Source organism: Pseudomonas sp. IT-347P (assembly GCF_949768005.1).
GTDB lineage: Bacteria > Pseudomonadota > Gammaproteobacteria > Pseudomonadales > Pseudomonadaceae > Aquipseudomonas.
In genome coordinates, this window is sequence record NZ_CATKPQ010000055.1 from 400694 (window position 1) to 415384 (window position 14691).

Here is a 14691-nt window from a genome sequence, read left to right on the forward strand (position 1 = left end):
CAGTCAGTTCGCCACTAAGCTAATTAGAGTGGGTTTCGCCGTCACCGTCCATCCCGCTGACGGTAAAGGGGCTGCATCAAACGGTGCGGGCGCGTTAGGATGGCGCGAAGCCGAGCCTGCCAGTCACACAAAGGCCGCTCGTAATGGATCTGCAGTAAAGAGGATGCTCATGACTGATTTTGCCAACGCCACGCCGACCGCCGTCGATATCGTGCGGCGCGAAAAATGCTACGAGGGCTTTTACAAGCTCGACCGTGTGCATCTGCGCCATGAATTGTTCGCCGGTGGCATGAGCCGTGAAATCAACCGTGAAATCTTTGTCCGCCACGACGCCGTGTGCATGCTGCCGTACGATCCGCAGCGCGACGAAGTGGTGCTGATTGAGCAGTTTCGCATCGGCGCCATGGGCAAGACCGATAACCCGTGGCTGGTCGAACTGGTCGCCGGTCTGATCGACAAGGATGAACAACCGGAAGAAGTTGCTCACCGCGAGGCGCAGGAGGAAGCTGGGCTGGACATCAAGGCGTTGTGGCCGATGACCAAATATTTCCCGTCGCCGGGCGGCAGCAACGAATTCGTGCATTTGTATCTGGGGCGTTGCAGCACCGAGGGCGTTGGCGGCCTGCATGGCCTGGAAGAAGAGGCAGAAGATATCCGCGTCACGGTCTGGGCCTTTGAAGATGCCTTGCAGGCCGTCCGTGACGGACGCATTGCCAACGCGGCGAGCATCATCGCTTTGCAGTGGCTGGCGCTGAACCGCGCCGAAGTGAGGGGGTTATGGTCGTAAACAAGTTGCGCGATCGCTATCGAGTCGACCTCGCAGGGCTGCAAGCCGCCTGCGAGGCCAACTATGCGCGCCTGATGCGACTGCTGCCGGACATGCGTAACGAGCCCGAAGCGCGGCGCATTGCCGTGACCCAGGGCGAGCAGATGCTCGGCGTGCTGGCCCTTGAAGTGCTGCAGACCTGCCCGTACACCACCACCTTGCAGGTGCGTCAGGAACACAGTCTGCCATGGCTGCCGGTGCCGCAACTGGAAGTGCAGGTCTATCACGACGCGCGCATGGCCGAAGTGGTCAGCGCCGAGCATGCACGACGCTTTCGCGGCATCTATCCTTATCCGAATGCGGCGATGCACCAGCCGGATGAAAAGGCTCAGCTCAATCTGTTCCTGGGGGAGTGGCTGAGTCATTGCCTGGCGTTGGGCCACGAGTACGAAGTCGTTCGCTAGTTGTGAACTGCGTCCGCTTCGCCGGTTTCCTCTTTTACTGATCCCCCAGCATAATTGCGGCACTTGATCGATTCCGTGCATTTGCCTTGGGAGAACGCCTTGCCGAGCGTATCCACGTTGACCACCGCCGATGCGGCGCTGCTTGTGCAGTTGTCCGACAGCCACCTGTTCGCCGAGGCGAGTGGCACGCTGCTGGGCATGAACACCCGCGAGAGCTTGCAAAAAGTCATTGAGCTGGTGCTGGGGCAGCAGCCGCAGATCGACCTGATTCTGGCCACTGGTGATATTTCCCAGGACGGCACGCTGGAGTCGTATCAGGCCTTCCGGCAGATGAGCACGCAGATCGACGCGCCGGCGCGCTGGATTCCCGGTAATCATGACGAGCCTGTGATCATGGCCCAGGCTGCGGTGCAGAGCACGTTGCTGGAGCCCGTGGTCGATATCGGCAACTGGCGGGTGACGCTGCTGGATTCGGCTGTGCCGGGGTCGGTTCCCGGTTATCTGCAGGACGATCAATTGCAGTTGCTGGCGCGCTCGCTGAGCGAAGCGCCAGAACGCCATCATCTGGTGTGCTTCCATCATCATCCGGTGCCGATCGGTTGTGCGTGGGCGGAGCCGATCGGCTTGCGCAATCCCGAAGCGTTTTTCGAGGTGCTGGATCGTTTCCCGCAGGCCCGTGCAGTCTTGTGGGGGCATGTGCATCAGGCGTTTGATCGCGAACGCAATGGCGTGCGCCTGATGGCATCGCCGTCGACCTGCATTCAGTTCGAGCCCGGCAGTGAAGATTTCAAGGTCGGCGAACAGGCGCCGGGGTATCGCTGGTTGCGGTTGTTGCCGGATGGACGGTTGGAAACCGACGTGGAGCGCGTCACCGATTTTGCTTTTACCGTTGATTACGGCTCTGACGGTTACTGATTGCCAATCACAAGCCCCTCACCCCAGCCCTCTCCCGGAGGGAGAGGGGGCTGACCGAGGTGTCTGGCGTCATACGCCGACCTGAAATACCGAGTCGATTATGGATTCGCCCAATCACTTTCAGGTCGGTGTATCTCTTTAATATCTCCCAATCAGTCCCCTCTCCCTTTGGGAGAGGGCTAGGGTGAGGGCCGCCCCTGCTGAATGACCAATTTCTCGAAACCACCCCCAATCCGCTCTTCTCTCCCTGTAAACTCCGCAAACCCAAACCGACACCCAGGGAGCTCCAATGTCCGGTTCGATCCTCTATATCCACGGTTTCAACAGCGCCCCGGCCTCGAAAAAAGCCAGTCAGCTGGTCGCGGTGATGGAGCGGCTGGGTTTGAGCGAGCAACTGCGTGTGCCAGCCCTGCATCACCACCCGCGTGAAGCCATCGGTCAGTTGGAGCAAGCGATTACCGAACTGGGCAGCCCGCTGCTGGTGGGAAGCTCACTCGGCGGCTACTATGCGACTCACCTGGCCGAGCGCCATGGCCTGAAAGCCCTGCTGGTCAACCCGGCGGTCAGCCCGCACCGGATGTTCGACGGCTATCTGGGCCCGCAGAAAAACCTGTACACCGATGAGACCTGGGAATTGACCCACGACCACGTTACGGCGCTGGCCGAACTGGAAGTGCCGGCGCCTCAGGATCCGCAGCGCTATCAGGTGTGGTTGCAGACCGGCGATGAAACACTGGACTATCGCCTCGCCCAGCAGTATTACCGGGCCTGTGCCCTGCGCATTCAGGCCGGCGGCGATCACAGTTTTCAGGGCTTTGCCGGGCAATTGCCGGCGTTGCTGAGTTTTGCCGGCATTGGCGCCGATTTGTATCAGGCCATCGACTTCACCGCATTGTGAGCGAAGGCCCCATGAATTCCTTTTTCACCGAACACTGACGACGAGACCTTATGGCCACTCCCAGCGCTAGCTCTTATAACGCCGACGCCATCGAAGTCCTCTCGGGCCTCGACCCGGTGCGCAAACGCCCCGGCATGTACACCGACACCAGTCGGCCGAACCATCTCGCTCAGGAAGTCATCGACAACAGCGTCGACGAAGCCCTGGCCGGCCACGCCAAATCGGTGCAGGTCATCCTGCACGCCGACCATTCGCTGGAAGTCAGCGACGACGGCCGTGGCATGCCAGTCGACATTCACCCGGAAGAGGGCGTGTCGGGCGTTGAGCTGATCCTCACCAAGCTGCACGCGGGCGGCAAGTTTTCCAACAAGAACTACCAGTTCTCCGGCGGTCTGCACGGGGTGGGTATTTCCGTGGTCAACGCCCTGTCGACCGAAGTTCGCGTGCGCGTCAAGCGTGACGGCAACGAATACCAGATGACCTTCAACGACGGCTTCAAAGCCTCGGAACTGGAGATCGTCGGCACCGTCGGCAAGCGCAACACTGGCACCAGCGTGTATTTCGCGCCGGATCCGAAGTATTTCGACTCACCAAAATTCTCCATCAGCCGCCTCAAGCATGTGCTCAAGGCCAAGGCTGTATTGTGCCCGGGCCTGTTGGTCAGCTTCGAAGACAAAGGCACCGGCGAGAAAGTCGAGTGGCATTACGAAGACGGCCTGCGCTCGTATCTGGTCGACGCCGTCAGCGAATTCGAACGCCTGCCGGACGAGCCGTTCTGCGGCGCTTTCGCCGGTAACAAAGAAGCGGTCGACTGGGCGCTGCTGTGGCTGCCGGAAGGTGGCGATGCGGTACAGGAAAGCTACGTCAACCTGATCCCGACGGCGCAGGGTGGCACCCACGTCAATGGTCTGCGGCAGGGCCTGCTCGATGCGATGCGCGAGTTCTGCGAGTTTCGCAGCCTGCTGCCGCGCGGTGTGAAACTGGCGCCGGAAGACGTCTGGGAGCGCATCGCTTTCGTGCTGTCGATGAAAATGCAGGAGCCGCAATTCTCCGGCCAGACCAAAGAACGCCTGTCATCCCGTGAAGCGGCGGCGTTCGTCTCCGGGGTGGTCAAGGATGCGTTCAGCCTGTGGCTCAACGCCAACCCGGAAACCGGTCTGGCCCTGGCGGAACTGGCGATCAACAACGCCGGTCGCCGCCTCAAGGCCAGCAAGAAGGTCGAGCGTAAACGCGTTACCCAGGGACCGGCGCTGCCGGGCAAACTGGCGGACTGCGCCGGGCAGGACCCGATGCGTTCCGAGCTGTTCCTGGTCGAAGGTGATTCCGCCGGTGGTTCCGCCAAGCAAGCGCGGGACAAGGAATTCCAGGCGATCCTGCCGTTGCGCGGCAAGATCCTCAACACCTGGGAAGTCGACGGCAGCGAAGTGCTCGCCAGCCAGGAAGTGCACAACATTGCCGTGGCCATTGGTGTCGATCCGGGGGCGGCGGACATGAGCCAGCTGCGCTACGGCAAGATCTGCATCCTCGCCGACGCCGACTCCGACGGTCTGCACATCGCAACCTTGCTCTGCGCCTTGTTCGTCCAGCATTTCCGCCCGCTGGTGGATGCCGGTCACGTCTACGTCGCGATGCCGCCGCTGTACCGCATCGATTTGGGCAAAGAGATCTACTACGCCCTCGACGAAGCCGAGCGCGACGGCATTCTCGACCGCCTGGTCGCGGAGAAGAAACGCGGCAAACCGCAGGTCACCCGATTTAAAGGTCTGGGTGAAATGAACCCGCCGCAGCTGCGTGAAACCACCATGGACCCGAACACTCGGCGTCTGGTGCAACTGACGCTGGGCGAAGACTTCGCGCAAACCTCGGAAATGATGGACATGCTGCTGGCGAAGAAACGCGCCGGTGACCGCAAGACCTGGCTCGAATCCAAAGGCAACCTCGCCGAGGTGCTGGCCTGATGCGGTTTGGCTGGGCCTTGGCGGGTGCCTTGCTGCTGAGTTCGATGAGTGTGTCGGCCGAGCCGTTGCAGGAATTGCGCGTGCTCTCCGAACACCCGGTCGATGGCATGCGCGGCGGTAACCTGTCGGGGCTGGCCATGTGTGGCAGCGAGTTGTGGACGGTGTCGGACCGCGATGACGATCAGATCTATCGGCTCAATACCGCCGCTCAGGTCTGGCAGGCCGAAGCCGTGCATATCGACGTGCCGCTGGTGCCGGAGACCGGTTTGCCGTGGGGGTTGCGCTCGCGCAATTGGGCCGCGTCGTTCGTGCGCGGTGGCGACCTGGATTTCGAAGGCATCACCTGCGACAGCGTCGGCAACCGCTATGTTGTCAGCGAAGGTCATGCCGCGGTGTTGCAGGTGCCCGTCAGCGGTCCGCCCAACTGGCTGAAGATCTCGCCGATGATGGTGCGCGAAGCGCGGGCCAGCGGCATGCTCCTGCATTTCAATGCGATCCTCGAAGGCCTGGCGATCAGCCCGGCGGGCGATCAGATGTGGTTGGCCGCCGAACGGCAAAGCCGTGGTTTGCTGCTGATCAAGCGCCAACAGACGGTGTGGGATTGCGACGGTCGTTGCGTGCTGCTCAGTGAGGGCGGCAAGGAGATGCAGCCGCCACAGTTCCCCCACGCCAAAGCGGTTAATAGGGACTTTTCCGATATTTCGTTGTTCAACGGCAAATTGTTTACCCTTGAACGCAACGCTTTCCGGATTTGTCGCCGCGACCCACAGACCGCTCTGGTCGAGCAGTGCTGGTCGTATGCTGCGCAACTGTTGCAGGCTGACCGCCGTTACTCGCAGAACTACGGGCTGGAAGAGGCGCTGATCGTTGACGCTGACGGTGCATGGGTCGGCGTCGACAATAATTTTGGTCCGCGTGCCGACGGTGAGTTTCGACCGATCGTCTGGCGTTTCGCCGCGCCGGACGGTGGCTGGAGTGCCAAGCCGTGAGCCAGCAACCACCGGGCAAACGCGCCGGTCGGGTGTTGATGATTCTGGCCTGGTGCGCGGCGCTGTTTCTCGCCACGCGGTTTTTCGGCCAGTGGGAGCAACGCCAGCAGAATCCGAACGTCGTGGTCAGTTCGCAGCAGGGCGAAGGTTTTATCGAAGTGAAACTGGCCGGCAACGCCCAAGGGCATTTTGTCGCCAGCGGTCAGATCAACGGCGAGCCGGTCGAGTTCATGCTCGACACCGGCGCTACCGATGTCGCGATCCCGGCGGATCTGGCCAAGCGTTTGAAGCTGGAAGAAGGTTTCGGTGTGACCCTGAGCACGGCCAACGGCCTGAGCCAGGGCTATCGAACCAAAATCGACCGCCTGCAACTGGGCGACATCGTGCTGCGCGACGTCCGCGCACTGGTGGCGCCGGGGCTGCATGGCGATCAGGTGCTGCTCGGTATGAGCGCCCTGAACAAACTTGAATTTACTCAGCGCGGTGGCACCATGCTGCTGCGCCAGACAACGAACCGATGAGGCCCGCATGAGCGACTCCCTTGATCTCAGCCTGGACGGTGTAGAACGCCGCTCGCTGGCTGACTTCACCGAAAATGCCTACCTCAACTACTCCATGTACGTGATCATGGACCGTGCCTTGCCGCATATCGGCGACGGCCTGAAACCGGTACAGCGGCGTATCATCTACGCCATGAGCGAGCTGGGGCTGGATGCCGATTCCAAGCACAAGAAATCGGCGCGTACCGTCGGTGACGTGCTCGGCAAGTTCCACCCGCACGGCGACTCGGCGTGCTACGAAGCGATGGTGTTGATGGCGCAGCCGTTCAGCTATCGCTACACGCTGGTCGACGGCCAGGGCAACTGGGGTGCGCCGGACGATCCGAAGTCCTTCGCCGCGATGCGTTACACCGAAGCACGGCTGTCGCGTTATTCCGAAGTGCTGCTCAGTGAATTGGGCCAGGGCACTGCCGACTGGGGGCCGAACTTCGACGGAACCCTGCAGGAACCGCTGGTGTTGCCGGCGCGCCTGCCGAACATTTTGCTCAACGGCACCACCGGCATTGCCGTGGGTATGGCCACCGACGTGCCGCCGCACAACCTGCGCGAAGTCGCCACGGCGTGCGTGCGTTTGCTCGATGAGCCGAAAGCCACGGTCGAACAGCTCTGCGAACACATTCAAGGCCCGGACTATCCGACCGAAGCAGAAATCATTACGCCGCGCGCCGACCTGCTGAAGATGTACGAAACCGGCAAGGGCTCGGTGCGCATGCGTGCCGTGTACCACGTCGAAGACGGCGACATCATCGTCACCGCGCTGCCGCATCAGGTTTCCGGTGCCAAGGTACTGGAGCAGATCGCTGCGCTGATGCAGGCCAAGCCGTCGAAAGCTCCGCAGATCGCTGACCTGCGTGACGAGTCCGACCACGAAAACCCGTGCCGCATCGTGATCATCCCGGTCAACAGCCGCGTCGATCACGAAGCGCTGATGCAGCACCTGTTCGCCAGCACCGAGCTGGAATCGACCTACCGGGTCAACGTCAACATCATCGGCCTGGACGGCAAGCCGCAGCTGAAAAACCTGCGTGCGTTGCTGGTCGAATGGCTGGAATTCCGTGTGCTGACCGTGCGTCGCCGCCTGCAATTCCGCCTCGACAAGGTCGAGCGTCGTCTGCACCTGTTGGACGGTTTGTTGATCGCTTACCTCAACCTGGATGAAGTGATCCACATCATCCGCACCGAGGAGCACCCGAAAGCCAAGTTGATCGAGCGTTTCGCCCTCAGCGAGATTCAGGCCGATTACATCCTCGACACCCGTCTGCGTCAGTTGGCGCGGCTGGAAGAGATGAAACTGCGTGACGAGCAGGACGAACTGCTCAAGGAACAAGCCAAGCTGCAAGCCTTGCTGGGCAGCGAAGCCAAACTGAAGAAGCTGGTGCGTACCGAGCTGTTGAAAGACGCCGAAACCTACGGCGATGACCGTCGGTCGCCAATCGTCGAGCGCGCTGAAGCCAAGGCGTTGACCGAACACGATCTGCTGCCGAACGAAAAAGTCACCGTGGTGCTGTCGGAAAAAGGCTGGATTCGTTCCGCCAAAGGTCATGACATCGACGCCACCGGCCTGTCGTACAAGGCTGGCGACGGCTTCAAGACCTCGGCGGCGGGGCGTTCCAACCAGTTTGCCGTGTTCATCGACTCGACCGGGCGCAGCTACTCGGTGGCCGCGCACACCTTGCCGTCGGCCCGTGGCCAGGGCGAACCGTTGACCGGTCGTCTGACGCCGCCGCCAGGTGCGAGCTTCGAATGCGTGCTGATGCCGGAAGACGATGCGTTGTACGTGATCGCCTCCGACGCCGGTTACGGGTTCGTGGTGAAAGGCGAAGACCTGCAAGCCAAGAACAAGGCCGGTAAAGCCCTGTTGAGCCTGCCGAACAACGCCAAAGTGATCGCGCCCCGCCCGGTGGCTGACCGTGAACAGAACTGGTTGGCCTCGGTAACGACCGAAGGTCGCCTGCTGATCTTCAAAATCAGCGATCTGCCACAATTAGGTAAGGGCAAAGGCAACAAGATCATCGGTATTTCCGGTGAACGCGTGGCCAGTCGCGAAGAATATGTCACGGACATCGCCGTGCTTCCGGAAGGCGCCACCTTGGTGCTGCAGGCCGGAAAACGGACCCTGTCGCTGAAGGCTGACGACCTCGAACACTACAAAGGTGAGCGTGGCCGTCGTGGCAATAAGCTGCCGAGGGGCTTCCAGAGAGTGGATGCGCTGCTCGTCGAAAACCTCAATTAGGCGTCCTAGAGAGCTCGATCCACGATTTAACGCGTAGATCGACGCTTTGGCGCTGGAGTCGGAACGCATATTCACGGATGATATGGCCTTTCCAAGCGCCGGCGTGGCTGAGCGTTCTTCATATTTATTGAGTATTTTCACTGTGGTCAGCCTTGTGGCGGCCACCTGGACGGGATGATGACTGCTCTGCGCCCCCTTATTTTCCTGCTCGCCGGCGTTTTGGGCCTGGCGGGTTGCAGCGTTCACCAGCCGGTGTCGCTGTATCAACTGGACAGCGGAAGTCCGGTTCAGCCTGCGCAAAGCGCAGGCATGGCGGTTTTGTTAGGCCCGGTAGTCGTAGCCGATTACCTGCAACGTGAGACATTGCTGCAACGTCAACCGGACGGCAGCCTGCAAGCGGCGACCGACGGTCGTTGGGCGGGCAGCCTTTCGTCGGATATCGATCAGTTGCTGATGCGTCAGGTCGCTGGCCATCTGGACAGCCAGCGTGTGGTGCTGGCACCGGCCACAACGGGGTTCACTCCGGATGTACAGGTGTTGTTGACGATTACGCGTCTGGACTCCGGCCAGAAACAACCGGCGATCCTTGATGCGCAATGGCGTCTGATCGACCGTCGAGGTCAGGTGCGTGATAATCGCATCGTTCATCTGCAGGAGTTGCATGCTGGCAGTACCGCGTCGCAGGTACAGGCTCAAGGCATTTTGCTGCAGCGTCTGGCCGAGCAATTATCGGTAGCGCTCAAGCCCTTGGCCAATCAGCCGCCAGTGGCCGAGGCCCCGCGTAAAGCGGCACCGAAGCCGGCAGCGCCAGCGGCCGAAGCCGAAAAGCAGCCGAAGATTCCGATGGCATCACCGATTCGTACCGATATGGAAGTGTTCCGCTTCTAAGCCTGGATCGAGTCAGAACAGAGCCCGCCTTGTGCGGGCTTTGTTGTTTCTACCCTCACCCTAACCCTCTCCCAGAGGGAGAGGGGACTGACCGAGGTGTCTTGCGTCATACGTCGACCTGAAAGAGCTTGGCGATTCTGGATTCACAGCAGGGCGCTCAAGTCGGTGTAGCTCTCCAATATCCCCAAATCAGTCCCCTCTCCCTTGGGGAGAGGGCTAGGGTGAGGGGCTTTTCAGTCACCCACAAAAAAGCCCGCAGACAATCACTCGTCTGCGGGCTTCTTCACATCAGGCCTAAGGCTTAAGCCCGACGCTCATGCATCCGCGCCAGTTGCCGTTCGAGCATCGACGGATACGGCTCCATCAAACGCTCGACACAGCAAGCACCCTCAGGGCTGGCAATCGGCCGGATCCGCGCACGCTGGCGAATCAAGGCATCGTCGCTGATCTTGCGCTCAACCAGCAGCAAGTTGCGGCTGTGCTGCGACAAGGCCAGGGCGTCCTGCGCCGAGTCGGTGAGCAGCAGATCGATCTGGCTCAGGCCGAACAACTCATCGCCCAGAGTCAGGCCCAGTTGCAATTGCAGGGTGATGCCGCTGTCCGCCACTTCAATCTGCAGCTGGTGACCCAGCGCCCGCAGCAGCTCGCCGCAGCAGATCGCGTTGGTCAGGTAGTCGTCGCCGCAGTCTTCGGTGTGGAAGAGCATCAGCGTGCTGCCATCGTTCAGGGTTTCGATTTCGCCCTGATACAACGAAGCGGCCTGATCGAGGCAGTCGCGATAACGTTCCTGCAATTCTTCAAGGCGTGCCCGCGGCAAGCGCCGCAGTTGCTCCTGCGAGCCCAATTGTACGGCCAGCACGGCGGAGTGCTGCGGCACGCTTGGAGACGGTTGGCGGACAACGGCTTGGGGGGCGTCGTTGAGCGACTCGTCGCGCAGGTCGGCGAATGCGTCATCGTCATCATCGTCTTCGACGGTGCTGACCAGATGTCGCGGTGCCGGCTTCTGGGCGGCCATCGGACGGGATTCGTCAAAACTCGGATCACGCAAGTTGCGCACCTCGAATTCCGGCTCGTCTTCTTCGTCCTCGAACTCAGGCTCCGGCTCAGGTGCAGGCTCCGGCGCGTAGTTGGCGTGCAGCTGGCGCGCAAGATCGCCGATTTCATCCTGACGATCGATGCCCGGCGTGTGTTCGTCGATGCGCCGCAACCAGACGCGCAATTGCAGCAACGGCGTCGACAGATAGCGGCCCATGCGCAGGCTCAAGGCCAGCGACAGCGCCAGCAGAATGCCGCTGAGAATGCCCATGCTTTGCAGGCTGATGGTCATCGGCTGCTGGAACTGATCCATGTCCAGGCTGATGCGCAGTTGCCCGGCCGTCACGTCCTGAAACGTGATCTTGCTCTCGTACATGCCTTCGGCTTCGCCCAGCAGGCTGTGCTTGGGCCGCTGACCGGACTCGGCGAGGATGCGGTTATCCACGCTGTAGATGGCCGCGTGGGCCACCAGTTTGTTCTTGGTCAGGTTGTTGAGCAGCACGTTGAGGCTGAGGATGTCATTGGACACCAACAGCTCCGTGGCCGAGGTCGCGGTCTGCGTGGTCAGGCTTTCGCCCAGCGCATCGGCCTGCTGATGCATGGCCTGCTTGAATTGCAAACCCATCACCCCGGCATAGATCACCAGGGCCAGAGCGACCAGGATCACGTTATGGCTGGCAATGCGCAATGCAATCGGTACACGGCGGTGGCGCAGTGCACGGAAGATCAGCAGGAAGAAGTTATCGGTTTTAACTGGCGTGGGCCGGTTCACTGAGCTCGGCTCTTTTGTCCGTGAAGTTGACGCGCAGTATAGCGACAGGCCCTAGACCGGCAAAGCGCTCGCGGTGCCCGATGGTCACTGAAAGTGGGTAGAATGCGGTTTTTTTCCAGTTGCGGGGGTGCGCGTTGCGCGAAATCGTCCTGATTAACATCACGGGAGTCGACCGTCCGGGTCTGACGGCAGCCATTACCGGCGTTCTGGCACAAGGTGGTGTGAACATTCTCGACATCGGTCAGGCGGTGATCCACGACACCCTGTCGTTCGGCATCCTGGTTGAAATCCCCGATTCCGAGCAGGGTAAGTCCGTGCTCAAGGACATCCTGTTCAAAGGTTACGAGCTCGACCAGCAGGTACGTTTCACCCCGGTGTCCGAGGAGGATTACCAACAATGGGTGGGCAATCAGGGCAAAAAACGCCACATCGTTACCCTGCTGACCCGCAAAGTGACCGCTGGCCAATTGCAGGCCGTCAGTTCGATCACGGCCAAATATGGTTTGAACATCGATCACATCGACCGTCTGTCGGGTCGCATGCCGCTGGATACGCCGGCCGATAAAGGCAAAGGCTGCATCGAGTTCTCCGTACGTGGCGAAGCGGCTGACCCGCAGGCACTGCGGGCTGAGTTCCTCAGCGTTGCCCAGGAACTGAACGTCGACATTGCCTTCCAGGAAGACTCGCTGTTCCGGCGTAACCGTCGTCTGGCGGTGTTTGACATGGATTCGACGCTCATCGAAGCCGAAGTCATTGATGAACTGGCCAAGGCTGCCGGTGTGGGCGAGCAAGTGTCGGCCATCACCGAGCGCGCCATGGCCGGCGAGCTGGATTTCCGCGCCAGTTTCAAAGAGCGTTTAGCTTTGCTCAAAGGTCTCGACGTCAGCGTACTCGACTCGATCGGCGCTTCGTTGCGCCTGACCGAGGGCGCCGAAACGCTGTTCGCTGAACTCAAGCGTCTGGGCTACAAGACCGCGATCCTGTCCGGTGGCTTCACCTATTTCGCCAAGCAATTGCAGGCCAGACTCGGCATCGACTATGTGTTCGCCAACGAACTGGAAGTGGTCGACGGCAAGTGCACCGGGGTGGCGATCGAGCCGATTGTCGATGCCCAGCGCAAGGCTGACTTGCTGAAAGAGCTGGCACACAAGGAAGGGTTGCGTCTGGAGCAGACCATTGCGGTCGGCGACGGCGCGAATGACCTGCCGATGCTGGCGATTGCCGGGCTGGGCGTAGCGTTCCGTGCCAAGCCGCTCGTAAAACAGTCGGCGAAGCAGGCGATTTCGACGTTGGGCCTGGATGGCGTGCTGTATCTGCTGGGTTTCCGTGATCGTGATGGGCAGCTCTAAGTTTTCTGCTATCTGAGCTGGCCTCTTCGCGAGCAAGCCCGCCCCCACATTGGAATGCATTTCAAACGTGGGAGCGGGCTTGCTCGCGAAGGCCGCGCCTCGGTCTAGAGTGATTTCCACAACGAATCAAAATCCTCCTCGCTCCCGCCATTGCGCGCAGTCTCCAGTGAGCGATAAGCGAACTGATTGAAACTGTGCGTACTCGCCACCCGTCGATCCAGCCCGGCGCGGTGTTCTTCGCCCTGAGTGTTGATCAGCACTTTATTGCCTTCCTGAAACGGCAAGCGCGGTGCCAGCAAGGTCGCCGGCAAGTCGATCGCGCTGATCTCAGGTAGCAATAATCCGCGCAGATACTGACTGTGGTCGTCCTGCGAGCGCACCAGTTGCAGGCCACAAGGCTGGGCATGGGGCGCCACCAGCTCAATGCCCATTTGCGTGGCGCCGCCGCGTACCTGGCGGATCCAGCGAATGACCGCGATGCTCCAGCCCAGACTGACACTGTCGTGGATGCCGAGCATTTCTCCGGCCTGCAATTCGGCGGGCACTTCATTTGGCCACGCCAGGCAATAACCGCCGGGACTGTGATTGATCACCGGCAGGGCGTAGGTCGGGTAATGCGGCGTACTGCCCGTGCCGCTTTCATCCTCGGGCAAATGGTCGTACTCGATTTCCTCGTAGGGAAGAAACTCATCAGCCTTGCTCTGCGGTGCTGCGTCGAAGGCCTGGCTCCAACTGTCTTTTTCACCTTTGACCACGGCACGGCTGAAGTCGGCCGCGCGTGTTCCGGGGTGTCTGAGCAGTTCGCTGAAACTGCGCTCACCGCCAAGATAAAAGTGCAGGGCGCTCATGCCCACGCACACGGTCAGATGGCCTTGACCGACCGTGCGCTGAAAGCTGCGCTCGGCGGCTTGTCCCCAGGTCGCGTGCAGGTGTTGCAGAGTGTCGAGGCTCAGTCCGGTCGGCACGGGCAATGGTGCGGGTGTGTCCTGATGCTGCAAGTGTGCTTCGATGGCGCTCACCAGCGGCTGTGGATCGAAGCCGAGCAATCCGGCCTGTTCTTCGCTGCGGAACATGTTGCGGTAGCGCGGGCCGGCATCGATTGCCGGGCTGATCGCAAAGAGGCCTTCGCTTGTGCGACCGGGATGCAATTTGAGCAGGGCGCTCCACGGCTCCACTACTTCGGCCAATCGCGCGATCTGGTTCTGCCGCAATTGATTGCAGCGGGCACTGCCCAGGAGCAGAGCGGCGATGTAGGTCTGTTCGAGACTGAGTTCGGTGGTAAGGCTGGCGAGATCGTCATGGACCCGACGCTGTTGCAACTGCAGTTCGCAAGCGCAGCGATAGAGTTGATGCAGTTCGAACCACACATGTTCCGGCGGCGAGCTATATAACTGCGTCGCACGCAGCAGTTGACCGTTGAGTGCATGGGCTGCCCGTTGCAAGGCCATGCTGAGCAATGCCGCGCGATCCTTGCTGTACTTCGGCGCAATCCGCAGCACGATCTGTTTGTAGCCGATGGCCAGATGGCTTTGCAGCGCCTGGCACAGATTGCTGATTTTGCGCGAACGCTCGTCGAGCATGATCGCCTGATGCAGGAAGTGCCGCTCCAGATGCTGACAGACGAAATACACCTCGGGGCGCAACAGCTCCAGCAGGTTGAGGCGGTTGTCGCTGGGGGTGAGCAATTGATCGAGTTCGCCCAGGCCTTGATACAGCAGGCGAGCGGTTTCGCCGATGTTGGCCTTGGGCAGGCCGGCAATCCAGCGCTTGAGGTCGCGCGGGGTGGCTTCGCAAAACGACAGGCGCGATTGCGTCGGGATCGGGGCGCGCAGATGTGGGGGGGAGATGGTCTGGCTCATGCCAA

General features: G+C 60.9%; 12 protein-coding genes. 10 read left to right on the forward strand and 2 right to left on the reverse strand.

All coding sequences use genetic code 11. The annotated features are described in order from the left end of the window. Nucleotides 1-169: 169 nt before the first annotated feature. The 9 genes from ACM6IV_RS21410 (at nt 170) to ACM6IV_RS21450 (ending at nt 9671) form a co-directional block, all read left to right on the forward strand. Entirely contained in the window at nt 170-787 is a 618-nt protein-coding gene (locus ACM6IV_RS21410) for an NUDIX domain-containing protein (protein WP_414871535.1), read from the forward strand. Then, nucleotides 778-1230 carry a DUF1249 domain-containing protein gene (locus tag ACM6IV_RS21415; RefSeq protein ID WP_095113480.1) on the forward strand — a complete coding sequence of 151 codons (453 nt, stop codon included), beginning with the start codon at nt 778-780 and terminating at the stop codon, nt 1228-1230. The genes ACM6IV_RS21410 and ACM6IV_RS21415 overlap by 10 nt, the downstream gene beginning before the upstream one ends. Nucleotides 1231-1329: 99 nt before the next feature. After that, on the forward strand, nt 1330-2145 hold the full coding sequence (cpdA, locus tag ACM6IV_RS21420; protein ID WP_414871536.1) for a 3',5'-cyclic-AMP phosphodiesterase: 816 nt from the start codon (nt 1330-1332) through the stop codon (nt 2143-2145). A gap of 289 nt (nt 2146-2434) precedes the next feature. Next, nucleotides 2435-3043 carry a YqiA/YcfP family alpha/beta fold hydrolase gene (locus ACM6IV_RS21425; RefSeq protein WP_414871537.1) on the forward strand — a complete coding sequence of 203 codons (609 nt, stop codon included), beginning with the start codon at nt 2435-2437 and terminating at the stop codon, nt 3041-3043. 50 nt (nt 3044-3093) lie between these two features. Further along, nucleotides 3094-5001 carry a DNA topoisomerase IV subunit B gene (gene parE / locus ACM6IV_RS21430; RefSeq protein WP_160055303.1) on the forward strand — a complete coding sequence of 636 codons (1908 nt, stop codon included), beginning with the start codon at nt 3094-3096 and terminating at the stop codon, nt 4999-5001. Next, nucleotides 5001-5990 carry an esterase-like activity of phytase family protein gene (locus ACM6IV_RS21435; protein WP_414871538.1) on the forward strand — a complete coding sequence of 330 codons (990 nt, stop codon included), beginning with the start codon at nt 5001-5003 and terminating at the stop codon, nt 5988-5990. The genes parE and ACM6IV_RS21435 overlap by 1 nt, the downstream gene beginning before the upstream one ends. Beyond that, nucleotides 5987-6511, forward strand: a complete 525-nt coding sequence (locus ACM6IV_RS21440) for a TIGR02281 family clan AA aspartic protease (RefSeq protein ID WP_236428628.1) — start codon at nt 5987-5989, stop codon at nt 6509-6511. Before ACM6IV_RS21435 ends, ACM6IV_RS21440 begins: the two co-directional genes overlap by 4 nt. Before the next feature lie 7 nt (nt 6512-6518). Continuing rightward, nucleotides 6519-8783, forward strand: a complete 2265-nt coding sequence (gene parC, locus ACM6IV_RS21445; protein WP_414871539.1) for a DNA topoisomerase IV subunit A — start codon at nt 6519-6521, stop codon at nt 8781-8783. 177 nt (nt 8784-8960) lie between these two features. Further along, nucleotides 8961-9671 (forward strand): membrane integrity-associated transporter subunit PqiC, encoded by a 711-nt coding sequence (locus tag ACM6IV_RS21450; protein ID WP_186621171.1) that lies wholly within the window; start codon nt 8961-8963, stop codon nt 9669-9671. Nucleotides 9672-9972: 301 nt separating this feature from the next. On the opposite strand, the gene ACM6IV_RS21455 is transcribed toward ACM6IV_RS21450, so the two are convergent. After that, nucleotides 9973-11478, reverse strand: coding sequence for an AhpA/YtjB family protein (locus tag ACM6IV_RS21455; RefSeq protein WP_414871540.1), 1506 nt, complete (start codon nt 11476-11478; stop codon nt 9973-9975). A 134-nt stretch (nt 11479-11612) separates the two neighbouring features. Between ACM6IV_RS21455 and serB the strand changes: the two genes are divergently transcribed. After that, entirely contained in the window at nt 11613-12827 is a 1215-nt protein-coding gene (serB, locus tag ACM6IV_RS21460) for a phosphoserine phosphatase SerB (RefSeq protein ID WP_414871541.1), read from the forward strand. Nucleotides 12828-12931: 104 nt separating this feature from the next. Here the strand turns inward: serB and ACM6IV_RS21465 are convergent, their stop codons facing one another. Next, on the reverse strand, nt 12932-14686 hold the full coding sequence (locus ACM6IV_RS21465) for a molecular chaperone (protein ID WP_414871542.1): 1755 nt from the start codon (nt 14684-14686) through the stop codon (nt 12932-12934). Nucleotides 14687-14691 lie beyond the last annotated feature (5 nt).